Genomic DNA, 24608 nt, shown 5'->3' on the forward strand with positions numbered 1-24608 from the left:
CAGACAGACCGTATTTAAAGTTTTTTAAAAAAATTTATTAAACATACTTTCACCTGACACAACTATAAAGTATCTGGATTCTATTTTTGGCATGATTTTAGTATTTTTAGCATTGTAATGTCGAGTTACTTGACTCGAGAAACATTTTCCAGTAAAAGAATGAAAGTTTTAAATTTAAGAAAAAATATATTCCTAGTATTAGGGCTTCTTACCCTTTTGTTGGGAGTCTTGTATTTTTTTTTAGTAGAAAAGAACTCACAAAATAACTTACCAGGACAATACCAAACGACCCTACAGAAAAATATCACAAAAGAATTATTAGTCTCTGACTTTGAGCTGAACCAGGTAATTAAACAGGTCACCAAAAAAAAATTTAGTTCTTTTGAACAACTAAAAATCACCACTAAATACCCATATTTCATATTCAAAAATAAACAGATTGCATATTGGTCTGACTACAGAGTTGTTCCTAAATACGAAAAAATAGCCAATGGACCAGACGTTTTTTTTGATAATTATTTCCAAAACCAAGGCATTTTTCAGAGAAAATCTATCATTATTAGTCAAGACACTATTGAGGTTTTTTCATTGATAAACCTCTATAAATTCTATCAGAATCAAAACGATTACCTTCAGACTAGTTACAATACAGATATTTTTCACCCGGCACCATTAAAAATTTCGAAAAGCTATTTTGAAAAGAGCAGACCTATTGTTGATTTTTCAAAAAAAGTACTTTTTTATTATCAAGAGCCAGGAAATGAGAAAATCATAAATTCAAATATTCCAAAAGTCACACTCTGTATATTTATTGCCTCACTGTGCTTTTTGATTATTTATGTCATATTCAAAATAAAATCTCTTTTACAGAATCGTAAATTTAGTATTGCAATTATTTTACTTTTTGTAGCACTCATTTTATTCAGAATCACGTTGCTGACTTTTGGTCTTCCTTGGGTATTTCTTAACCAAGAGGTATTTAATCCTAGTTTCTTCAACGGTTCGTTTTTGGCCCCCACGCTCGGCGACACAGTTTTGAATGGACTATTTATTCTTATTTTCCTAGCTGTTTTAGCCTTATATTACTACAGAACTAGGTTATTTCTTCAACTAAACAAAAGCAGACCTTTTATCAAAAGCATGACCTCAGTATTGCTGGTGATTGTGGTAATGATGATAGCTCATTTTTGCGGCAATCAGATTGTCGATATTTATGAAGACTCGCTCTATAATTTAGGATATTCTATGAATCTTGGGATGAGCAAATTCAAGATTATTAGTTTTGTATATTACTTTTTTGTTTTAGGCAATTTTTTTATAGGCTCTCACATTGCCATAAACTTGTTTCTTAAACTTCAATCCAATACCAAACTCGGCTTTTTTCATTGGTTATATGGTTTTTTGGCAGGCATAATTATCTTTTACTTTATCTCTGGTTTTGAACTCTCCTTTATTCTCGCAGGATTTTACTTCTGGATAGTTTACTTTTTTAAACTTTCGAGATACTTTTACACTCTTAGGTTTCAGACCCTTCTATACTTTATTCTTGCTGCATTTTGCTTTGCTCTGATATCGGTTAGAACGGTTGAGAATCAAGAATCTAAAAAGAGTATTCTCGACAAAAACAACTTTGGGCATAGATATTTGGCTGAAAATGACCTTCTTGGAGAAGGATTATTGGATAGATTTAGACAAATGATTCGAACCAATGAGTCTATTGTGGCTGCTTTCAAAAGGCAAGACTTAGTTTCCGAGTCTATAAAGCAGCAAATTAAAGACGACTTGCTAGATATGTATTTTGACAAATACGACGTCGAAGTAAAAGTCTTTGATGGCCTGGGTTTGATTCTTGACCCAACAGATACCACTGAAAACATAGTAGATCTAAAGTCTAAAGTTGACAATTACAAATTTAAGACTGATTTGCCTAACGTATTTTTCATAAATGAAACAGGAAATAGCTTTATTAAACAATACTTATCGTTCAATGAGGTTTTTGATGGCGAAACTAAACTGGGGACTGTAGTTTTAGACTTGAAACTCAAAGATGAAAATGTAACAAGTGTTTACCCTGAACTTTTACTTGACAAAAAATTTGTTCAAAATCCAGAATCTAAGAACTATAGTTATGCCATTTTTGACAAGAACAATTCGCTAGTCTATAACTCTGGTAGTTTTAATTATTTGATGTACTTTCCTCTTAATGAGCTAAATAGTAACGGAATATTTGAAAAAGAAAAAATAATTCAAGGCTACTCACACTTTGCATTGAAAGGACAAAAAGGCAAAAAAATCATTATTTCTCAGCCAAATGCTTATTGGAAAAACCTACTTTCTAATTTTTCATTCTTGTTTTTAATTTCAATTTTAGGTATTTCGATTTTGCTTTTGGTGTTTAGTATATTGAATGGATTTAAAAGTTTTTCTATGAATTTCTCAACCAAAATTCAATTTTATCTTAATGCTGCATTTTTAGTACCACTTATCGTACTCATTATTCTTACTTTGAGTGTAGTAAGAACCACTTTGATTTCTATCCAAGAAAAGTCATTTGTGGACAACACAAAAAACATTTCAAATACACTTCAATACCATCTAGAGAATTTTCAAATTGGTAAAACAAGTAGGGCATACTTTGAAAGTGAAATAAATGAATTGGCAAGAAACACTAAGGTAGACATTAACTTGTTTGACAACAGAGGTAGGCTAAACTTTACTACTAGACCATTGGTTTACCAGTATCATCTACTCTCCAATTATCTCAACCCCACAGCATACAATAAAATTTTGGAACAAAAAGCCAACGAACTTCTCACCAATGAATCTCTGGGAGAACTTAACTACAAAACGGTTTATATAGCAGTAAAAGGGAAAGAAAATAAAAACTATGGGGTGGTTGGAATTCCTTTCTTTGATGCCAAAACCCTCCTAGATATTCAAGTAAAAGAGGTTGTTGCTACGATATTGATTATCTTCTTGTTAATGTTTTTAATACTTTTAATTTCATCATATTTTGCAAGTTCTCAGCTAACTTCCCCACTTAAGCTTATAGCCCAAAGACTCAAAAAGACTAACCTCGACAAATTGGATGAGACAATTGAGTGGAAATCTAATGACGAAATTGGTCTTTTGACAAAGTCTTATAACAAGATGATAAAGAAACTTGACGAGAGTAAAGTGGCACTTTCGCAAAGCGAGAAACAAACGGCTTGGAGAGAAATGGCCAAACAAGTAGCTCATGAAATTAAAAATCCACTAACACCCATGAAACTGTCTATCCAACAGCTCCAACGAACATTGCCAATGGACGACCCAAAATCTAGAGATAGAATTCAAAGGGCTCTGAATTCTCTCACAGAGCAAATTGACAACATAAGTGAAATTGCGAATTCCTTTTCTGAATTTGCCAAAATGCCTGTACCAAGAAATGAACGTTTTGATTTGGTACCGGCCGTTCAAAAAACAATAGATTTATACTCTCAAAACAACAATATTAAAATAAATTTTGAGTCAAAAGAACATGAAATATTTGTAATGGGAGATAGAATGTTATTGAACAGAGTAATTACTAATCTCATTCTTAACGGAATCCAAAGCGTCCCTCCTATTCGTCAGCCTGAAATAAAGGTAAAAGTCTACAAAAATATCGAGGAAAACTTTGGTATGATTGAAGTAAAGGACAACGGGAGCGGTATTCCAGAAAATATTCGAAAAAAAGTATTTATTCCTAACTTCAGCACAAAAGTAGGTGGCTCGGGTCTTGGCTTAGCCATGGCCAAAAGAGGTATAGAACACGCCGGAGGAAACATTTGGTTTGAAACGGTAGAAAACGAAGGCACAACATTCTTTATTGATTTACCAGCTAATTGACTTTAAATTGATAAATGATAAATAGCCAACAAGGCTTTGTTGTTATATTTGCTAAAATTTTATCAAATAAATGACAAATATAAAGTCTTTTGTGTTTTCTCCTTTTTCTGAAAATACCTACGTTCTTTATGATGATACCTTAGAAGCCGTAATTATTGACCCAGGCTGTCTCTCTCAAGCTGAAAAACTCGAACTCAAAGATTTTATAATTGAAAACAAGCTTCAAGTAAAGGCACTTTTGCTCACACACGCTCACTTGGATCATGTATTTGGAGCAGCTTTTGTCAAAAGGACATTTAATGTGGACATGTACCTTCACAAATTAGACTTACCCATATTGGCCGATGTTGAAAATCGTTGTAAAACATGGGGAATACCAGGCTACGAACCCGTGGAGTCTGACAAAGCTCTTATAGAGGGACAAATTTTTAAATTTGGAAACACAGAATTGGAAGTTGTACATGTGCCGGGTCATGCTCCTGGGCATGTGGCACTTATTTGCAAGGCTAGTAACTTCATAATTGGTGGAGATTGTCTTTTTCACAGAAGCATTGGCCGGACAGACTTCCCATTTTGTAGCCATGAGCAACTGATTCATTCTATAAAAACAAAATTCTTTACTTTACCTGATAATTATACTGTTTACGCCGGTCACATGCAACCAACTACGATTGGCGACGAAAAAAAACATAACCCCTTTCTGAAATGAAACTATTTACCTTACCAAATTTCATTACCCTAGGTAACCTCATATGCGGATGTTTAGGAATCATAATGGTCTTTAACTCAGCCTATGAAAACGCTTCCATTTTGATGTTGGTTGCATTAATATTAGACTTTTTGGATGGCTTTGTGGCACGTTTATTAAAGATTAGCTCAGAAATCGGTAAGCAACTAGATTCTTTGGCAGATGTCGTGACATTTGGAGTGTTACCTTCAATTATCATTTACAAACTAATCGAAAACTCAGACATTCAGCCAGAATATTTAAAATACTCCGCCTTCATTATGGCTGGAGCCTCAGCCTTGAGACTCGCAAAATTTAATATTGACACAAGACAATCAGATAGTTTTATTGGCCTACCAACTCCAGCAAATGGTATGATCGTGGCAACTTTTCCTTTTCTAATTAATGATTACGGAAAAATTGGAGAAATTGTAAATAATCCATGGGCTTTAATATGCTATGTACTTGTGTTTAGCTTTTTACTTAATGCCGAATTGCCTCTTTTTGCTTTGAAATTCAAAAATTTTAGTTGGAAAGATAATAAGATGAAATTCATATTTCTTATTGCTTCTGTCTTGCTTATTTTAGCCTTCAAATTGGCCGCAGTTCCACTTATTATACTGATTTACATTCTGTTATCTATAGCAGTCATGAAGAGCAAAAAACCTATTTCCTAAGCTTAACTCTGTTTATAGATAGTTTAAAATCTTTTACTGGAAGTTTCTTGGGTGGCTGGGGGCTCAAAAATGTGACATTCACCCATTTGTTCCTCAATGTTTCAGCCAAGGTAGATTTGCTTATAGTATTTGCTTCCTTTAGCCATCTAAAATAATTCTTGGGTTGCGGATAATACGCACTATCCACCTCCAAATACATCAAATGCAGATGAGTATCTGAGCGTTTATTTTTTGCATTAAAGCCTGTCCTTCCCACTTCGCCCAATTTATTCCCTGGTGTCACAATTTGCCCGGGTTCAACCACCACTTTTCTGTGATGGGCGTAATACCATAGGCCTCCACGTTCAAAATCAAATACCCAAACATAATTTCCTCCACGATACTCAGAGGTGTCAGTCCAGTCTTTTTCAACCGCCAAAACCACTCCATTCCCTACCGAAACTATGTCTACATACTCCTGTTTTCTATTATCAATGCAATCTTGGTCGGGATCATAAATGAAGATATCGTGAGCAGGGTGGCTACCACTTACAGAATGGTCGAATAAATTGAACTGTTTGATATAAAAACCAGTGCCCGAACCTCCTACGGCGGTATAATTGCTCTTTGTCATCGGAAAAACCAGGTTTGAACTTTGGCTTGAATCCAAAGTATTGGGATAAGCCTCTTTAAGTACCATCATGATACTTTTAAACTCCAATTCTGCCTCCGATGGAGTTATTTTTTTCTCACGAATGTTTACCAAAAGTTCTTTATATCTTGAAAAAACGGTGGAATCCTCAGAAAACGCAAATGGGTTTACGTGATCCGATTTCAGGCCAAAAACCGAAAAAACTGCAAAAAGAATATTTAGAAGCATGGCTGTTTTAATAGTATTTCTAGAATTAAATTTTAGCTCTGATGGACAAAGATAATAGCATAACGACGGGCAAACAACAACTTGCACCTGCAAACTTCAATAAAAATGGATAAACTTTCGTTTGTCATTGAAAGAAAAACAGCAAAGTTTTAATCTAGTTGAAAAAACGATTTGTAAAAACATTTGAAAATCAGGATATTTGTAAAACGATTCTATACTTATTGAAAAAAGCAACCAATTTAATTAAAAAACGAAAATCACTTTTAGCATATTTTTTTGCTGCAGGTAGTGGGGTAATTGTTCAGTATTTAGTTGGTACCAGTTATTGTATCGGCCATTTGGGTATGTCACCCACCGCTGGTTATTCTATTGGTTTCATTGTCTCTTTTCCTGTAGGCTTTATTCTCTCCAAAATATTTGCATTCAACAGTAGAAAATCAGGAAATACAAAGCGGGAAATGATAAAATTCTCCATCGTTTTGGTTTTTTCTTACCTCATCACGGTTTATGGTGCATTAATCACTTTGCAGCTTCTTACTGCTTTTTTTGGTGATTTTAAGATGCAAATCCCTTTTAAATCGAAAGGATTCAGCCCTATTGGTACTATAAGTCACTTTGCAGGAATGGGATTTAGCTTTATTTTCAACTACTTTACCCACAAAAAGTTCACGTTTGTAGAAACAGGTCTTCTCGACAAAATCAAGGATTACAAAAAATCTCGGGTTTAAATTCCTTCGGCTATTAACTCCTTAAAAATAAGTGTCATCACTGGTTCTGCTTTAGCGGCATTGGCAATAATCTTTGATATTTCTGCTACCTGAAGCGTCTCTGGAATACACATGTCTGTGATGACAGAAACCCCAAAAACTGGAATATTCATTTGTCTGGCTACAATAACCTCTGGCACTGTACTCATACCAACAGCATCAGCACCAATCATTCGCATCATGCGATATTCCGACTTGGTTTCGAGCTGTGGGCCAGTTACACTCACATAAACTCCTTCTTTTAGTGTTGATATACTGTGCTTTTGGGCTATTTTTTTTGCTTTTTCAATAAGTTTTAGACTATAAGGTTCGCTCATATCAGGAAATCTATCTCCCATTATGTTGGCACCCAAAAGTGGATTGCTGGGTAAAAACTGAGAAATATGGTCGTTTATAATCATCAAATCACTTTCTTCAAAGGCCGGGTTCAATCCGCCAGCGGCATTTGAAATCAACAGACATTCGATTCCCAACAATTTCATTACTCTTATCGGAAATGTGATTTGTGCCATGCTGTAGCCTTCATAATAATGAAACCTACCCTGCATACAAACCACATTTTTGCCAGATATTTTACCAAAAATTAACCTAGATTTATGAAATTCTACCGTGGCCTCCACAAAATTCGGGATTTCGTTATAAGGAAACTCAAATTCTATTTCGATTTCCTCCGCTAACTTTCCAAGGCCTGTGCCCAACACAATTCCATACTGAGGCACAAAACTCCCAATTTTAGCTCTTAAAAACTCTACGGTCTCTGTGATTTTTTCCATAATAGTTTAAACAAAAAAAGATTGAATCCTAAACTAAAATAGTCCAAAATTCAATCCAAAAAAAAATAAAAAAATATTTTTATAGAGCCAATGTACCTTTACGAGCTGCACTCAATAAAGTAGCTTCTAAACCTTTTTTGTTGATTGTTCTAATAGCACTTGTAGCTACTTTCAATTCTACCCAAACACCTTCAGACTCAAGAAAAAACTTCTTGGTTTTAAGGTTAGGGAAAAACTTACGTTTCACTTTGTTGTTAGCGTGCGAAACATTATTTCCAGACCTTGTTCTCTTACCGCTTATTTGACAAACCTTTGACATGATTGTTTATTTTTAATTTTTGAAACTTCGTTTACTCGAAACGAACACCTAATTGGGGTGCAAATATCCGAATTTTTATTTTAAAAACAAAATCTTAAACATTAATTTCTAATTTATAAGGGCAATTCAGACAATTACTTTTGCAACAATAACCCCTTCTAAGATGATATTCCTTTGTAAAAACCACTAGACCTTCTTTATTGAAATAATAATCTGCATTTTTTGAAATCTTCTTTTTCAATATTTTCATCAAAAACGTCTTTTTATAATAGTATAAATTCTAAAGAGGCGTAGATGTAGACCACTTTACTTCGGTCATGACAAACATCGACTGTACGTTTTGTATATTTTCCAATGCCGCTAATTTATTCACAAGGAAGTTCTGATACTGAGCTATGTCTTTCACCAAAACTCTTAACAAATAATCGAAATTACCAGCAATATAATAGCATTCTACAACCTCATTAAAAGTAACTACTTCGCGTTCGAATTGTTCAAGAAAAGGCTTTGCATGTTCTTTAAGCTGTACGCTGCAATAGGTTAACATAGGTTTCCCAACTTTTTCTTTGTCTAAAAGAGCCACATAACCTTTTATGACGCCTTCTCTCTCCAATCTTTTAATTCTCTCATAAATAGGGGTTTGTGAAAGTTTCAAATCGTAAGATAACTCCTTGGTTGTTATCCGAGCATTTGTTTGAAGTGCTTCAAGTATTTGTTTATCTATTTCGTCTAACTCCATTTTTTTTCGATTTTATCCAAAAAGCTCAGAAAAAACTTCTTCTAGTTTACTTACCGAAACTATTTTGATATTGAAATCCTCAAAATTCAAACCTTTGGTATTATTTTTTGCAATAAATATTTTTTCAAAACCTAGCTTTGCCGCTTCCGAAATCCTGCTTTCTATGCGATTTACTGGCCTAACCTCGCCCCCAAGGCCACATTCGGCACAAAAGCAATAGGAATGGTTTACAGGCAAGTCTTCATAAGAGGATACAATTGAAACACAAACTGCCAAATCAATTGCCGGATCTTCCACTTTTAGACCACCAGCAACATTCAAAAAAACATCTTGCGTACCAAGTCTAAAGCCGCCTCTTTTCTCCAACACCGCTAATAGCATTTGAAGCCTGCGAGGGTCAAACCCATTGCTACTTCTCTGTGGAGTTCCGTAGTTGGCCGTACTAACCAGAGACTGAATTTCTATTTGTAATGGCCTATTGCCTTCAATCATGGCCGCTATAGCCACGCCGCTGATGCTTTCATTTTTCTCCGAAATCAATATTTCAGAAGGATTACTTACTTGCCGGAGTCCATTACTAAGCATTTCATAAATACCTAACTCCGAAGCATTTCCAAATCTATTTTTGGTTGTTCTAAGAATCCGGTAAGTCATAAATTGGTCACCCTCAAACTGCAAAACCGTGTCTACCATGTGTTCGAGTACTTTTGGGCCAGCCAAAGAACCGTCTTTTGTAATATGACCAATCATAATAACAGGCACATCAGATTCCTTGGCGTACTTCATTACTTCCGAGGCACATTCCTTTACCTGCGACACACTTCCTGCACCACTTTCTATCAAAGGAGAAACCAGCGTTTGGATTGAATCAATAATGACAATGTCAGGCTCAATGAGTTCTATTTGTTTAAAAATAACATCGGTGGCGGTTTCGGTAAGTACATAACACCTGTCATTCGAAAAAGCCAATCGCTCGGCCCGCATTTTTATTTGTTGCTCACTTTCTTCGCCTGATATATATAAAATAGTGTAATCAGCGAGGCTCAAAGCCAACTGTAGCATCAATGTAGACTTGCCTATTCCTGGCTCCCCTCCTACCAAAGTGAGCGAACCGGGCACTAAGCCACCACCAAGCACCCGATTAAACTCAGCATCCTCTGTTATGATTCTGTATTTCTCGGTTTTGTTTATTTCAGAAATTAGCCTAGGTTTACTCGTAGTTTTTGAGGATTTCCCAAACCTCCACGAACCTTTTTCTGGCTCGTCTTTTGCTATTAATTCTTCTACTATGGTATTCCATTCGTTACATGAGGGACAGCGACCTAGCCATTTTGGTGAATTGTAACCGCAACTTTGGCAGAAATAGGCCGATTTAAGCTTAGCCATTTGTTAAAGACTCGTTAATTTTGTACTAATAAATCGCAATATACGTTTAATAGAACAATTCTTGAAAATTATAATCAATATCACATTTATGAAAAAAGTATTTTTTGTTTTGGCTACTTTATTAGTATTCCAAAATTCTTACGCACAGTTTCAGTTAGGTATCAAAGGGGGTGTAAACGTTTCTAAAATTTATACAGATGAAGGCTCATTCAAGGCAAACTTCAACGAGAGTTTGGATACTAAAACTGGCTATACCTTTGGGGCTTATGCGAGATTAGGTAAAAAACTCTACTTGCAGCCCGAAGTAATGTTTGCCACAAAAGGCGGCAAAATAAATGTGGTGCCAATAGGTGGCGGCAGCCCAGTGTCTGTAGATATCAAAACCAATAATATTGATATTCCAGTATTAATAGGTTACAAATTATTTAATAGGCTAAGAATCAATGCAGGACCTGTGGCATCCATAAAGGTAAGTGAGGATGCAAAGTTTTTAGATCAATTAAAAGTGGTTACTTCAAATCCTGATGAAGCCTTTGAAAAAGCTACTTTTGGCTATCAAGCGGGAGTTGGTATAAAATTATTAGGTTTTGATATTGACCTTAGAAAAGATGGAAGCTTATCAGATGTTTCTTCAAAACAATTTGATGGTAATCAATTTAGCCAAAGACTTTCGGGCTGGCAGCTAACTATAGGCAGAAAGATAATTTAAGATTAAATCAAAAAATGAGAGTGGCTCGCAGACATTGCGAGCCATTTTTTATTTATCAGCTTCATATAGATTTTCGTACTTCCAAAAAAACCAAAAGCCCGACAAGAGAAATATACTGCTTAGGAGCAGGATTGGGGTTTTATACATGACCGAAAGCAATATCAACACAAAACCAAAAAAAAAGTATTGCATTTTAGTTTCATCAGTCAGTGTCTTGAAATATTGAAAACAATGAATAAAAATCACACTGCTGAGTAAAAAAACTATCCATGTAATAATATATCCAAAACCAGCCAAAGAACGCCCTCTAATAATAAAGAGGTAGATTTCGGGGAGGAGAATTATTAAATATCCGCAAATCAACATCGTTATTTTAAACCAAAGACCTAAAGGTAAATTTCGAAAAGTCAGAAGGTTACTATTCTGAAAATAAACATATTGAGAGCAAATTCTGAGATGTGAAACCGAAATAATTATGGCCGAAATACTGAAAAGTCGGTAGTCATAATCGTCTGTGGGAAACAACCATATAAAAAACAACAGAAAAAAAACACTAAACACCTTGCTGGAAAGCAGCAAAACTGGCTCTTTGAAAACGAGGTATTTATGGTAGAACAGCAAAGCAGGAAGTCTTAATTTGAAGAATTTAGGTATTGGCAGATGATAAGAAAACTTAGTTTCAGGATTTTGAGCGATTCTGGTTTGGTAAACAAAAACGCCTATCAAAATAACAACTAACTGTGTAGTCAAAATAAAAACTACCGACAAAAACTTACCCAACATAAGACCCAATAACACCATAAAAACGGCATATAAAAATGTCAGTTGGTTGAGCATAAAACTTACATAAAACCAGACGAAAATTCTTTTCCATACATTGAGCAGTTTTAGATCAAACAAAAACCTAAATTCGGGCTGGCTGAGTGATCGCAGCACAAATAGATAGGTCTTCAGTCCGTAAAAAACCCAAAGTAAACCCGTATATATCAATAGTTTTGGAGAATTCAGAGCCTGCTTGGCGATAGTTTGATGCTCTTGACCACTCAAAAAACCGAAGGCGAATAAAATCACTACCAACAAAAAAAGAACATTTTTCCTGTAATAATCCCAAACAATCGCTCTTTGAAAAACGGCTAATACGGCTTTCATATTCTTACAATTGTTTTATTATCAACTGCAAAAACAGAATCTATCTTTAGTTTCTCAGGGAGCAGATCTTGGTGAGAAGAAAGAAAAAAACTTGTCCCTTGTTCTCGCTGAGTTTTAGAGATAATCTCATAAAGTTTATCGATAGAGGCTGCATCAACCAAAATAAACGGCTCGTCTAAAATTATAAGCTTGGGATTTCCTAAAAAACCCGAAACCAAGGAGACCTTTTTGAGCATTCCGCTAGAGTAGGTACCTATATTGTTTTCCCAGTAATCTGCCACCCCGAAATGAGTCACTAAATTGTCCAACTGACCATCAGTAGCTTTCTTGGTATAGGCTATAAACTTCAAAATATCTTTAGCTGTGACAAAGTCAGGATATTTGGGTTCCGCTTCAGAATAGTTTATCAAAAACTTACAGGCAACTTGGGTTGGTGCCAAACTCTCAAATAAAATTTCTCCCTCAAAAGGAATTATCCCTGCCAAAGACTTAAAAAAGGTAGACTTCCCAGAACCATTTTTTCCTACAAACCAATGAATCCCTTTTGATATTTCCAGGTTAGGAATGTCTAAAATAACATGATTGTTATATTCCTTCTGGAATCGATTAACTGTTAGCATTTTGCAAGCGGTTCATTAATATTAAATTCAAATCGTTTTGGTCTAAAAATTGCTTTACCTATTCGTCAGGTATCCCAAAAATAAGCAATATGATTAAACTTTTTACCATTTTATTAATAATGGCTTCTACTCTTTTTACTTTCTTATTCGAAGAAAAGGGCACAATGAAGAATTCCAAAGAGACCGAGCGAAAAAATACCATAGATACTAGTCGACTCTTCTACTATTCTTTTACCAAAGACAAAACCGTTGATTTAAACTCAAAAGATGGCAGTTTTAAAAATGAAAAACTAGTGGTTTTAAAAGGCACACAAGTATTGCTAGAAGCACCTATTTTCTATGCCAAAGCTCTATACCTGTGGGAAGGACCTGCGGGTTTTAGATCTTACTCACAAAACGTTTTGCTAGAAAATGTAAATCCTAACCAAAGTGGCACATATACGGTTTCTATAAAGAAATCTGGTGGGCTTGAAACTGGTAAAATAGAATTGACAGTATTAGAACATGATTTTTAAAATAACTAAAACTCGAAATTTAAAACAATATTATTTATACGAAAAATATTACTTTTGAAAAAAATAAATAAACGTGATTATTCTAAAAGGCATAAAACTTCCCAAAATAAGCGGCATTGCTTTGTGGCCTTTTATCATCCTAAAACCCAAAAAACCTAACAGAACAATCATAAACCACGAAAAAATTCATTCAAGACAACAACTCGAGATGCTTGTGTTGCCGTTTTATGTTTGGTACGTTTTTGAATGGCTCTTTCTTCTTATCAAATTCAAAAATACAGACAAAGCTTACAGAAATATTTCTTTCGAAAGAGAAGCCTATGAAAACGAATCCAACCTTAACTATTTATTAAATAGGCGATTTTGGCATTTCCTGAGCTACATCAATTCAAATAGTTTGAGAAAATAACTTTTCTGTTTTTCTATTTTCGCCCAAATATTGGTCAAATACCATACAGATATTCCTTACAAAAGCTTTTTCTTTAACGATTAGTCCATTTCTCACTAACTCCAAAATACCATCTCGTTCCATCTCCTTGAGAGCTTCTTTCCCAGCCTCAGAATAAATATATTCCTGCTGTTCTAAAGTCCATTTGGTTTTAAAATTACACATCAAATTCAAAATTTGTTCTCTGATAAACAAATCCATTTCTGTAAGAATATGTCCCTTGTCTATTGGTAAAATTCCAGCAAAAACAGCCTTTTTATAGACTTCAATATCCTTATTATTTTGACCAAAAGCTCCCCAAATATCACTAATTGAAGAAGCACCAAGTCCAATCATCGCCCGAGAGGTTTGTGTAGTATAGCCCATAAAATTGCGGTGAAGTTTCTCTTTACTCATGGCTTCAAAGAGTTCATCGCCAGGAAGTGCAAAATGATCCATTCCAACTTCGGCATAACCCGCTTGCTCAAAAAGTACTCTTCCAGCTTCATAAAGTGCTCTTTTTTCGCTAGCAGATGGCAAATCTTCATCTTCAAAACCTCGCTGCCCATTGCCTTTTATCCATGGCACATGTGCATAGGAATAGAATGCAATCCTATCTGGCTTAAGTGCCAAAGTTTTCTCAATAGTATTCTTTATTGAACTTAGCTTCTGAAAAGGTAAGCCAAATACTAGGTCATGACTTACTGATGTATAACCTATCTTCCTAGCAAGGCTTGTTACTTTTTCCACTACTTCAAAAGATTGAAAACGATGTATAGCCTTTTGGACCATAACATCATAGTCTTGCACCCCAAAACTTACTCTTCTGAATCCCAAATCATATAGCGTCTGTAGATGTTCCTCAGTTGTATTATTTGGATGCCCCTCAAAACTAAAAGCCTGATTTTTATCAACATTGGCATTGTTTAAAATTCCAGAAAGTAATCTTTTTAAATTTTGAGGCGAAAAAAAACTGGGCGTGCCACCTCCCAAATGAATTTCCTTTAGGGTTGGCTTTGTCCCCAAAATAGATAAGTATATTTGCCATTCCGCCAATAGTGCATCTATATACGAGGTTTCCACGTCATGGTTTTTTGTTATTCTTTTGTGACAGGCACAAAAAGTACAGAGACTTTCGCAATAAGGCAAATGTATATAAAGACTCAGCCCATTGCCCATTATTTCCTTTTTGCCGAAAGACAAAACCCCATTTTGCCATTTTTCTGTGTCAAAATTCTCCAAATCCCAGAAGGGAACAGTAGGGTAGCTGGTGTATCTAGGCCCAGCGACATTGTATTTATCTATAAGGTTTTCTGTTTGAGATAATTTCATTCCAATCAATTTTTGACAAAAATATCTCCTCATAACAGATATATTTTATGATATTTGTCAATCGAAAGATAATAAAAGTACTTTTTGCATCGATTTCTAATTTATTTATGAAAATAATTATTATCAATGGCCCAAATCTCAATCTTTTGGGCAAACGTGAACCCGAAATATACGGAAGTAAAAGTTTTGAAGATTATTTTGGGGAATTAAAAGTTGTATTTGCTGATATAGAACTTGAATATTTTCAGTCTAATCATGAGGGATTCATTATTGACAAAATTCATGAGGTAGGCTTCAGCTATGATGGCATTGTATTGAATGCGGGAGGTTTGACACATACTTCTGTTGCTCTTGCAGATGCATTGGGTGGCGTTAAAACTCCTGCGATTGAAGTACACATTTCAAACATTCATGCTAGAGAAGAATTCAGAAAACACTCTTATTTGACGCCAAAATGCAAAGGACTTATTTGTGGCCTTGGGCTAAAAGGCTACGAACTGGCTATCAGACATTTCACTGCTTAGTTGTTAGGCAATTCATTTTTAGCAAATAGCAATTGAGCAATTATTTTTTGGCAGCCATTTTCTTTTCATGAAACTCTGCAAAGCCTTTTACATCATCTAAGGGAATACTTTTAGCTAATATCCTCTTCTCGCTATCTAGCAAAAATATTGTAGGGGTTTTGTAGACATCATATCTTTTTCTGAAGTCATACCTAAGTTTCAAATCTAGGACATTGATTAATTTCTCGGTTTTATATTTTTTAATAAAGCCTTTTGTTTTTTCTAATTCTTCTTTCATATCTCCTGTTTCATGTGTCCCAGCGTGAAAAATCGCGAAGCCTTTGTCCTTATTTTCTTCATAAAACTTCATCAAATCTGGGGCATGGTCTTGACAGTGACCACAATCATACCTGTAGAAGTAAACTATGGTGTATTTAGATTTGATATCCATGAGATTTACATCTCTTCCTAAGGTATCTTGTAGTATAAGAAGTGGCATTGTTTTACCAGTAATAATTGGCTTTAGAATATCTACTCTTTCTTGAAACTTTGCCTTTTGAGTAGCATCAAGCCAATCCGCGTTTTTGAGGTAATGATTTTCGGCTAAATGCACAAATACACCATCAAGACCTATTACATTAATATTTTCGTATTTATTGCTTAACATCCACAGAACAAACCTGTATACATCCTTGTGCTTTTGGGTTAAATGAAGAACTCTATCCGCATCTGCATTAATAGAATCAGTAACTTGATACACCAAATCCTTAAAATACTTTTCTACCTTGTTTTGGAGAAATGGAGTCCTTAACATTCTTTCGTCTGAAAAATCCACATTATCAAAGAATTTCTTTTTGTAAGTTCTATACATAAATGTGGAATCCTTCTTTCCGCTAGGCAGCAATGGCACCTCTGTAGGAAGCTCAGGTTCCATATTGGCTTTTATAATTTTCCCAGCAAACGTACCTTCATTAGTTGTTATGGTATTCTTAATGTAAGCATTTACTTCTTGCTGCATGGCTTTCATTTTCTGTCTATTCTCCTCCAAAACCGAGGGTTCCTTGCTGCTTTGAAGAATTTTTTGAATTTCCATTGCATTTTTGGTCTTTTCGGCCAAATACTTGCGGTAGCTATACAATATCTCGTTTTCTTTAGAGCCAGTAAATTTAACTGTATTAAGGAAATCCGCAGTATCGGCCTCTATAGTCATCTGAGGTTCCGTTCCGCTTATAAGAAAATCATAATACACTGTAGGAGAGAGTACAATCACATACATTCCCCCTTGTAACTCTGCCTTTCCTTTAAAGTTAATCACTCCATTATCTGCCTTAGCAGAATCTACTTTAGGAAATTGAGAGTTTCCATAATAGTGAGCCAACTGTACATTCTTGGAACTTTCAATCCCTTTAAATTTTACTTTTATATTATAGGCAAAATTTTCTTGGGCGTTTGAAAGCACTGAAACTAACAAGCTAACAGTGAAAAGACAAAATCTACGAAACATTATTTATTCTAATTAGATATTAATTTGAAGATTCAAGTTTTGTGCCACAACTATTTAACAAAATGTTAAAAGATATATAATCACAAAAAAAAAGCCAGAATCACTGGCTTCGAAATCGTCATTTTTTCTGAGTCTCAGATTTTTTTTCATGAAACTCTATAAATTTATTAAACTCTTCTATTGGAATTCGCTTACCAAGAATTCGTTTTTCACTGTCAAGAATGTAACTGGTTGGAGTAGAATAAATGTCAAATTTATTCCTAAAAACGTACCTTCCTTTGGAATCCCAAAGGTTCCTCATTTTGCCAGTCTTGTAGGTACTCACAAACTTCTTTATTTTGTCCAACTCATAATCTACCGCTACATTTAGCACCTCTATTCCTCTACTTCTGTTTTCGTCATAATACTTTACAAGTTCAGGAGCATGGTCTTTGCAGTGTCCGCAATCAGGGCTGTAAAAATACACAATGGTATATTTAGCCTTTACATTTGCCAAGTTTTGTTCTACACCAAGTGTATCAGACAAAATCAAAGTGGGCATAATTTTACCCGTTTGAATAGGCTTCAAAACATTAACTCTTTCTTGAAACTTAGCCCTTTGGGTGCTATCCAACCAATCTGCATCCCTTAAATAATAATCTTCAGCCAAATGAATAAAAACACCATCGAGTCCAACTATATCTATGTTTTCATATTTGTTAGTTACCATCCAAAGGACATATCTATATACTTCTTTATTTTTCTTGGAAAGCTTAAGTACTCTGTCCGCATCAACATTAATTGAATCTGTCACTTGATAAACCAAATCCTTAAAATACTTTTCTACTTTAGACTGTATGAAAGGCGTACGTAGCATTCGCTCATCTGAAAAATCTATGTTTTCAAAAAATTTCTTCTTGTATAAATTAAACAAATAAGTAGAATCTCTCTTTCCATTTGGCAACAAAGGAGCCTCTTTCGGGAGCTCGGGCTCTATGTTGGCCTTTATTATTTTGCCTGCAAAAGTTTTTTCATTCACAGTAACTGCGTTTTTCATATAAGCTGAAACCTCTTCTTGAAGATTCCTCATTTTTGTTTTATTTAACTCACTTGCGGCAGGGTCTTGTTGCGTTTGCATATCTTTTTGAATAGCCATAGCCACCTCAGATTTGTCAGCCAAAAATTTTCTATACCCAAACAGAATTTCATTTTCCTTTGTACCAGTAAATTTCACACTTTTAATAAAATCAGTGGTATCAGCCTCTATAGCAAACTCCGACTCAGTGCCACTTATAACAATATCATAATATTTAGCTGGAGACAAAACAATTAGATAAATACCCCCTTTAAGAGGTTCCGAGCCCTTGAAGTGTAAAATTCCGTTTTCGGATTTTGCCGAATCTACTTTTAAATATTGATTATATCCGTAGTAATGTGCTAAGTGAACATATTTACCTGGCTCAACTCCATTGAGTTTAACAGAAATATGATATGCGGGTTTTTCTTGTGCAAAAGTTGAAACGATAAAAGAGAAGAAAATTAAAACTAGTGGGCCAAATTTTTTCATACAGTATTTTTTTTGCAAATTTAAAAAATTAACCAATTTGGTTATATAATTTAACAATTCATTATGTTTTTTGTTCTTTCCAAAACATTTTCATTCCTAGCAAAACCAATCGGAATCTTATTTATTCTTGGTTTATTCAGTATATCGATTAAAAATCGTACCAAAAAGAAACGCTTAGCAATTGCTTTTCTTGTGATTTTGTATTTATTTTCATGTCCAGCCATAGTAAATCAAGTGATAAAAGCCTATGAATTTCCCACTTATGAAATTTCTGAGACTAAAAAATATCAGTACGGTATTGTTCTATCTGGAGGACTTGTAAACGAATCAAAAAGTATTGGCGATAATATTTATTTAGGGTCGCAAGGAGATAGACTCTGGCAAACCGCAGAACTATATATGGCTAGAAAAATTAGCAAAATAATAATTTCTGGAGGGGATGGCTTTAACAGAATCGATACAAGAATTCCGACCGAAAACGACAAAAGCAGAGACTTTTTATTAAAAGTGGGGGTAAATCCTGAAGATATTATTCAAGAAAAACGAGCCGTAAATACACATGAAAATGCAAAATTTTGCAAGTTGATTTTATCAAATTACAATGAAAAGGTATTGGTTATTACATCGGCTTTCCATCTTAAAAGAGCTATTGCATGCTTTGAAAAAGAAAAACTAAAAGCCGATTGGTATGCCACAAGCCCAATTTCTGATACATATGGTTTCAAAATACAAGACTTAATCCCTTCTTCAGACACCTTCAATGATGCAGAGACCATTGTAAATGAAGCAGTTGGACTAATTGTATACAAAGCCATGAACTTTATTTAAATATTTAGCAATTTATTTAAATAAAGTTTAAAAATAAAGACCTAAAAAAGGTCTTCTATACAAAATACATTAAATCAAATACTTAGAATGTGAACCATCCTCAGAAGATCATCATGAATAGGTTTTTGTTTTTTGATAGTATCAATAAACGGTGTATAGAGCAAATCGTTGTTGACAATACCCGCCATAACATTCTTATGTCCTTTCATCAAACCCTCAACAGCAGCAAGGCCCATTCTTGAAGCCAAAATTCTATCATAAGCCGTTGGTGAGCCTCCTCTTTGAATATGCCCCAAAGTAGTAACTCTTATGTCTAACTTATCTCCTACTTGCTCTTTGATTTTCTCGGCAATTTCTGCTGCATGACCTTCTTCGTCTCCTTCTGCCACTACAACTATTGACGATGACTTTGACCTTGTCCAACCTTCTTTCAATGTCGAAACCACTTTTTTGAGCGGAGTATGTGTTTCTGGCACCATAACTATTTCCGCACCGCCACCAATACCAGATTGAATAGCAATGTATCCTGAATCCCGCCCCATTACTTCAATAAAAAATATTCTATCGTGAGAGTCAGCTGTATCTCTGATTTTATCAATGGCCTCCAGTGAAGTATTTACAGCTGTATCAAATCCTATCGTATAATCTGTTCCATAAAGGTCGTTGTCAATAGTACCAGGACAACCCACGGTTGGTATCTGGTATTCATTATAAAAAACCTCAGCTCCAGTAAATGTACCATTACCCCCAATGGCTACCAAACCTTCAATTCCATTGGCCATAAGATTTTCGTAAGCTTTCTTACGACCTTCAGGAGTCATGAACTCTTTGCTACGAGCCGATTTCAACACAGTACCACCTCTTTGAACTATATTACTAACAGACTGGGAGGTCATTTCAAAAATATCTCCCGAAATCATTCCATTATATCCTCTTCTAATTCCGTAAACCTCAATTCCATGATAGATAGCTCCACGCACCACTGCTCTAATGCAGGCGTTCATTCCTGGAGCATCTCCACCCGAAGTAAAAACCGCTATTTTTTTCATCCTTTACTATTCTGCTTTTTTTGATTAAGGGCAAAAATAAGGAGATTTATTATAACCTAAAAACTTAATTTTATTTTGCCCTACCCTATTTTGAAGAAAGTTTATTCTGATTATTCTGATTTTACAAAACATTATTGGAAAAGTGATAAAATCACACAAAAACATTGTATTGTAATTTCCTTATAATTTTGCAACTACCAAAAAAAATCAACCATTTGAAATTTATATTCAATTTCAATCACTAAGGTTTTTTATAACTTTCCTTTTCAACCAAATTTGCTAAGATTCTCCGAATTTGATAGCATAACTTTAAAAAAATCCATATTTTCCCTATATTTGCCTAAAGTGAATATAGTATTTGAAATAGATGAGCGACGAGAGTGCTAACTACGACCCTACCCAGCAAAACGATGTTATAGATGACATGTTTGAGAAGTATTTTCTTGAATATGCTTCTTATGTAATTCTTGAAAGAGCCGTTCCAGCAGGAGAAGATGGACTAAAACCTGTGCAAAGAAGGCTACTCCATGCGTTAAAAGAAATGGACGATGGACGTTTCAATAAAGTGGCTAATGTGATTGGCTCTACTATGCAATTTCACCCCCATGGTGATGCATCTATTGGTGATGCAATAGTAAATATTGGTCAAAAAGAATTGCTACTTGACATTCAGGGAAACTGGGGTGATATCAGAACCGGTGACTCCGCAGCTGCCCCCAGATATATTGAAGTTAGGCTTTCAAAATTTGCTTTGGAGGTACTTTTCAATGAGGACACCACAGAATGGCAAATGTCTTATGACGGCCGTAAGCGAGAACCCGTAACCCTACCAGCGAAATTTCCGTTGGTTTTAGAAATGGGCGTAGAAGGTATTGCGGTAGGGCTTTCTACAAAAATATTGCCTCATAATTTTATAGAACTCTGTGATGCCTCTATTAAATATTTAAAAAAAGAAACATTCTTGCTTTATCCCGACTTTTTGACTGGCGGCCAAGTGGATGTGAGCAACTACAATGACGGTGCAAGAGGCGGCAAGGTAAAAATGAGGGCAAAGATTGTAGAAGCAGATAAAAAAACCCTCAAAATAACAGAAATACCTTTTTCGACTACCACCGGTAGTATTATAGAATCTATTATAAAGGCCAACGATGCTGGAAAAATAAAAATAAAGAAAGTAGAAGATAATACAGCGAGAGATGTCGAAATTATTATACACTTAGCTCCTAATACTTCTACTGACATTACCATAGATGCTCTGTACGCATTTACGAACTGTGAAATGTCTGTGTCGCCCAATGCCGTAGTGATCATAGACCAGAAACCTAGGTTTCTGGGAGTAAGCGAAATACTAAAAAGCTCTACCGACCAAACGCTGTTTTTACTCAAAAGAGAGCTTCAGATACGAAAATCTGAACTAATGGAAAAGCTTCTATACAGCTCTTTAGAAAAAATATTTATCGAAAATCGGATATACAGAGACATAGAAGAATGTGAAACTTTTGATGCAGTTATAGACACTATTGATCTAGGTTTGGAGCCTTTCAAAAAAGATTTTTACAGGGAAATCGTCAAAGAAGATATTCTGAGGCTTACCGAAATCAGAATCAAGAGGATTTCGAAATACGACGGTTTCAAGGCAGATGAATTGATGAAACGCCTCGAAGAAGAACTTCTTGAGGTAGAAGACAACCTCAACAACATTGTAAGATACACGGTAAATTTCTTCCATGATTTGATCAAAAAATATGGAAAAGGCAGAGAACGAAGAACTGAAATAACGCAGTTTGGCGAAGTACAGGCGGCCATAGTAGCAGCCAACAACCAAAAACTATATGTAGACAGAGCCAGTGGGTTTGTAGGTTATGGACTCAAAAAAGACGAGTTTGTGATGGAATGCTCTGACATAGACGATATAATTGTCTTTAGGGCCGACGGCAAACTCTCTGTCGTAAAAATCCAAGAGAAGGTATTTGTAGGTAAGGATATTATTTCGTGTTCGGTTTTTCGTAAAAACGACGAAAGGAGGATTTACAATGTGATCTACCTAGATGGCAAAACTGGACGAACTTTTGCTAAGCGTTTTGCAGTAACTGGTATCACTCGAGATAAAGAGTATGATATAACCAAAGGCTCTCCCAGATCAAAAATTCTATATTTTTCTGCCAACGAAAACGGTGAAGCTGAGATTGTTACCATCAATCTCACGGCCAGCTCAACCGCAAAAAAGAAAGTATTTGACTTCGACTTTGCGGAATTGTTGATCAAAAATCGCTCCGCTATGGGCAATTTAGTCACCAAATATTCCGTTAGAAAGATTGCATTTAAAACAGCAGGAAAATCTACCTTAGGTGGTGTGGATATTTGGTACACGAGTGCCTTGGGTAGAATTAACAAAGATGAGCACGGAATGTATTTGGGTAATTTTGGAGCGACAGACAAAATACTGGTCATCTATAAAACTGGTGAATACGAACTCACAAATTTTGAATTGACTAACCATTATGACCCAAGACAAGTACATACTATTGCTAAGTTTGACGAAAAAACGGCGATCTCATGTATCTATTACGACGGTGACCAGAAAAACTATCATATCAAACGTTTTCTTATCGAGACATCTACGCTGGATAAAAAATTTATGTTTATCACCGATCATAACCGTTCAGAGCTTTTAATGGCTTCTTTTGAGAAGCGTCCAAGAATTGAAATAAAATTCAAAAAACAACGAAAATCAGAGGTTGAAACTCAACTTTTCAAAGTGGATGAGATGATTGAGGTGAAAGGATGGAAAGCTCTTGGAAACAAATTGGTCTATGATAAAATTGTGGAAATAAACACTTTAGATCCTGAAATAGAAGAGGAAGAAGGAGAAGAAGAAGAAATATTGGAGATTGCGAATGCTGATATAGAAGAAAACGATGAAGAATTAGAGATTGAGAATGAAGAAACCACAGAAAGTGAGGATCAGGAATTAAAATTACCAGACCTACCATCTGACGATCAAAACAAATCTAACAATGCAACACATGAAGGGGAGCAATTGGGACTTTTTTAAAAAAAATATAAGGTTCTCCATAAAAAGACTCTTACTATGTGCATTCATTCTTTTCGTCAACAATAAACTTTCTGCTCAAGGAGGATATTTTATAGCTAAAGGCAAAATTGTAGAAAGAGAAAGTTATTCACCACTTAACCAAGCCTATATCTGTATTCCTAGCACGGGCTATGGTACTGCTCCGAATCTTGATGGAGATTTTATTTTTCAGTTTCCAAACTTGAGCTTGGACTCTACAGTAATCGTATCTCAACTCGGTTATAGAAGTGTCACTTTCAAAGCCAATAACCTAAAAAGTATTGACAATGTAATCTTTCTTGAAAAAATACCAAATTATGACGCTAATTATGGACTCTCTGATGTAAGAATTATGTTGCAAGCGGCCATTGATAGCATTCCTACTAATTATAATAATGCCCCATACTACCAGAATGGATTTTATCTAGAGCAGGTAAACCTACCTACGGTGGGAGCTATAAAAGTAAACGAAGGAGTTCTCAGAGTAGAGAGATTTCCAAATTTAAAACCTAAAATAGAAAAAGTAAAACTACTAAGGGGTAGAAGATTAGACTGGAGAGGACAAACTCAAAAAATTGAAGGCTGGGGTTTTCAGAATGGCTCAGATTTGGTTTGCAGATCATTTGAAACAACTATCCCTGATTTTCTGCAAAAGAAACAGATGGATTCATACGATTTCAGACTAGACTCTCTCATGACTACTTTTGAGGGACTACCTTTATTTATTATTCATTTTTGGCCATTAAAATCCAAAACAAAAGGGGCAAAAGAAGGAATTATATACTTAGAGCCTGAAACAAAAGCTATAGTTAGGATAGAATACAAATTGACCGAAAATGGAATAAAAGATTTAATAGATACCAAAACCGGGGCTGTAAAAATAGAGGGAAGTGCAACAAGTGCTTTTTTTCAATACAGAAAGTTCCAAAACAAATGGTGTTTGCAAGAATCAAGGGTAGATTTCGACGTAAATTTTGAAGACAGACTTGACAAAAAATATAAAATAGACACGCATATATTGATGCGTTATGTGGCGTTTGAAAATTTACCTCTCACCAAATCAGGCATATTTCCTAATGAAATTCTATTATCAACCAATAATTTCTCGAATTCAAAAACTTTAGATGATGAATATTGGACGCCCTATAACCATCTGATAAGCTCAAAAGAAGCCATGACTTTATCTAATAGCCTTCAGAAAATAAAATAGCCGTACTTTGTGATTATCTTCAGCAA

23 protein-coding genes are annotated in these 24608 nt (G+C 35.0%); 11 read left to right on the forward strand and 12 right to left on the reverse strand.

The features are described 5' to 3' along the window. Positions 1-159 precede the first annotated feature (159 nt). The 3 genes from EGI26_RS03075 (at position 160) to pssA (ending at position 5274) form a co-directional block, all read left to right on the forward strand. Entirely contained in the window at positions 160-3870 is a 3711-nt protein-coding gene (locus EGI26_RS03075) for an ATP-binding protein (protein ID WP_255076266.1), read from the forward strand. A 70-nt stretch (positions 3871-3940) separates the two neighbouring features. Then, complete coding sequence (locus EGI26_RS03080; protein WP_255076267.1) at positions 3941-4579, forward strand: MBL fold metallo-hydrolase; 639 nt, start codon at positions 3941-3943, stop codon at positions 4577-4579. Then, the gene (gene pssA / locus EGI26_RS03085) at positions 4576-5274 is read left to right on the forward strand and encodes a CDP-diacylglycerol--serine O-phosphatidyltransferase (RefSeq protein WP_255076268.1); all 699 of its coding nucleotides are present in this window, start codon (positions 4576-4578) and stop codon (positions 5272-5274) included. The genes EGI26_RS03080 and pssA overlap by 4 nt, the downstream gene beginning before the upstream one ends. Here pssA and EGI26_RS03090 read toward each other — a convergent pair. Continuing rightward, positions 5264-6133 (reverse strand): M23 family metallopeptidase, encoded by an 870-nt coding sequence (locus tag EGI26_RS03090; protein ID WP_255076270.1) that lies wholly within the window; start codon positions 6131-6133, stop codon positions 5264-5266. The two genes, pssA and EGI26_RS03090, sit on opposite strands and share 11 nt — an antisense overlap. A 221-nt stretch (positions 6134-6354) precedes the next feature. Here EGI26_RS03090 and EGI26_RS03095 point away from each other — a divergent pair, with 221 nt between their 5' ends. Continuing rightward, complete coding sequence (locus tag EGI26_RS03095; RefSeq protein WP_255076271.1) at positions 6355-6861, forward strand: GtrA family protein; 507 nt, start codon at positions 6355-6357, stop codon at positions 6859-6861. Here EGI26_RS03095 and EGI26_RS03100 read toward each other — a convergent pair. The 5 genes from EGI26_RS03100 to radA all read right to left on the reverse strand — a co-directional run bounded on the left by EGI26_RS03100 (position 6858) and on the right by radA (position 10117). Next, complete coding sequence (locus EGI26_RS03100; protein WP_255076273.1) at positions 6858-7673, reverse strand: purine-nucleoside phosphorylase; 816 nt, start codon at positions 7671-7673, stop codon at positions 6858-6860. The genes EGI26_RS03095 and EGI26_RS03100 overlap by 4 nt on opposite strands. Positions 7674-7752: 79 nt before the next feature. After that, entirely contained in the window at positions 7753-7992 is a 240-nt protein-coding gene (gene rpmB / locus EGI26_RS03105) for a 50S ribosomal protein L28 (protein WP_255038089.1), read from the reverse strand. A 94-nt stretch (positions 7993-8086) separates the two neighbouring features. Continuing rightward, a complete protein-coding gene (locus tag EGI26_RS03110; RefSeq protein WP_255076274.1) occupies positions 8087-8242 on the reverse strand; it encodes a DUF5522 domain-containing protein in 156 nt (51 codons plus the stop codon). Between the two features lie 30 nt (positions 8243-8272). Further along, positions 8273-8731, reverse strand: coding sequence for an Lrp/AsnC family transcriptional regulator (locus EGI26_RS03115; RefSeq protein WP_255076276.1), 459 nt, complete (start codon positions 8729-8731; stop codon positions 8273-8275). Positions 8732-8743: 12 nt separating this feature from the next. Then, a complete protein-coding gene (radA, locus tag EGI26_RS03120) occupies positions 8744-10117 on the reverse strand; it encodes a DNA repair protein RadA (RefSeq protein WP_255076278.1) in 1374 nt (457 codons plus the stop codon). 88 nt (positions 10118-10205) lie between these two features. Between radA and EGI26_RS03125 the strand changes: the two genes are divergently transcribed. Then, on the forward strand, positions 10206-10826 hold the full coding sequence (locus EGI26_RS03125) for a porin family protein (RefSeq protein WP_255076280.1): 621 nt from the start codon (positions 10206-10208) through the stop codon (positions 10824-10826). Positions 10827-10874: 48 nt separating this feature from the next. On the opposite strand, the gene EGI26_RS03130 is transcribed toward EGI26_RS03125, so the two are convergent. Together EGI26_RS03130 and EGI26_RS03135 are read right to left on the reverse strand one after the other, a co-directional pair. After that, positions 10875-11975 carry a hypothetical protein gene (locus EGI26_RS03130; RefSeq protein WP_255076282.1) on the reverse strand — a complete coding sequence of 367 codons (1101 nt, stop codon included), beginning with the start codon at positions 11973-11975 and terminating at the stop codon, positions 10875-10877. Next, entirely contained in the window at positions 11972-12595 is a 624-nt protein-coding gene (locus tag EGI26_RS03135; protein ID WP_255076283.1) for an ATP-binding cassette domain-containing protein, read from the reverse strand. Before EGI26_RS03135 ends, EGI26_RS03130 begins: the two co-directional genes overlap by 4 nt. Before the next feature lie 89 nt (positions 12596-12684). Here EGI26_RS03135 and EGI26_RS03140 point away from each other — a divergent pair, with 89 nt between their 5' ends. Beyond that, positions 12685-13110, forward strand: coding sequence for a hypothetical protein (locus tag EGI26_RS03140; protein WP_255076285.1), 426 nt, complete (start codon positions 12685-12687; stop codon positions 13108-13110). Positions 13111-13183: 73 nt separating this feature from the next. Continuing rightward, positions 13184-13519 (forward strand): hypothetical protein, encoded by a 336-nt coding sequence (locus tag EGI26_RS03145; RefSeq protein WP_255076287.1) that lies wholly within the window; start codon positions 13184-13186, stop codon positions 13517-13519. Here the strand turns inward: EGI26_RS03145 and hemN are convergent. After that, a complete protein-coding gene (gene hemN / locus EGI26_RS03150) occupies positions 13499-14869 on the reverse strand; it encodes an oxygen-independent coproporphyrinogen III oxidase (RefSeq protein WP_255076289.1) in 1371 nt (456 codons plus the stop codon). The genes EGI26_RS03145 and hemN overlap by 21 nt on opposite strands. Before the next feature lie 107 nt (positions 14870-14976). On the opposite strand from hemN, the gene aroQ reads away from it, so the two are divergent. After that, positions 14977-15393, forward strand: coding sequence for a type II 3-dehydroquinate dehydratase (gene aroQ, locus EGI26_RS03155; RefSeq protein ID WP_255076290.1), 417 nt, complete (start codon positions 14977-14979; stop codon positions 15391-15393). 40 nt (positions 15394-15433) lie between these two features. Here aroQ and EGI26_RS03160 read toward each other — a convergent pair whose 3' ends face one another. Then, positions 15434-16876, reverse strand: coding sequence for a TlpA family protein disulfide reductase (locus EGI26_RS03160; protein ID WP_255076292.1), 1443 nt, complete (start codon positions 16874-16876; stop codon positions 15434-15436). Positions 16877-16994: 118 nt separating this feature from the next. Further along, positions 16995-18422: a TlpA disulfide reductase family protein gene (locus tag EGI26_RS03165; RefSeq protein WP_255076294.1), complete on the reverse strand. Its 1428-nt coding sequence runs from the start codon at positions 18420-18422 to the stop codon at positions 16995-16997. A 63-nt stretch (positions 18423-18485) separates the two neighbouring features. Between EGI26_RS03165 and EGI26_RS03170 the strand changes: the two genes are divergently transcribed. After that, entirely contained in the window at positions 18486-19250 is a 765-nt protein-coding gene (locus EGI26_RS03170; RefSeq protein ID WP_255076295.1) for a YdcF family protein, read from the forward strand. A 74-nt stretch (positions 19251-19324) separates the two neighbouring features. On the opposite strand, the gene pfkA is transcribed toward EGI26_RS03170, so the two are convergent. Then, positions 19325-20299: a 6-phosphofructokinase gene (pfkA, locus tag EGI26_RS03175; protein ID WP_255076296.1), complete on the reverse strand. Its 975-nt coding sequence runs from the start codon at positions 20297-20299 to the stop codon at positions 19325-19327. A 367-nt stretch (positions 20300-20666) separates the two neighbouring features. Between pfkA and EGI26_RS03180 the strand changes: the two genes are divergently transcribed. Beyond that, positions 20667-23354, forward strand: coding sequence for a DNA gyrase/topoisomerase IV subunit A (locus EGI26_RS03180; RefSeq protein WP_255076297.1), 2688 nt, complete (start codon positions 20667-20669; stop codon positions 23352-23354). After that, positions 23317-24582, forward strand: a complete 1266-nt coding sequence (locus EGI26_RS03185; RefSeq protein ID WP_255076298.1) for a carboxypeptidase-like regulatory domain-containing protein — start codon at positions 23317-23319, stop codon at positions 24580-24582. Before EGI26_RS03180 ends, EGI26_RS03185 begins: the two co-directional genes overlap by 38 nt. Positions 24583-24608: the final 26 nt, after the last annotated feature.

Source organism: Lacihabitans sp. CCS-44, from assembly GCF_024343735.1.
Lineage (GTDB): Bacteria > Bacteroidota > Bacteroidia > Cytophagales > Spirosomataceae > Leadbetterella.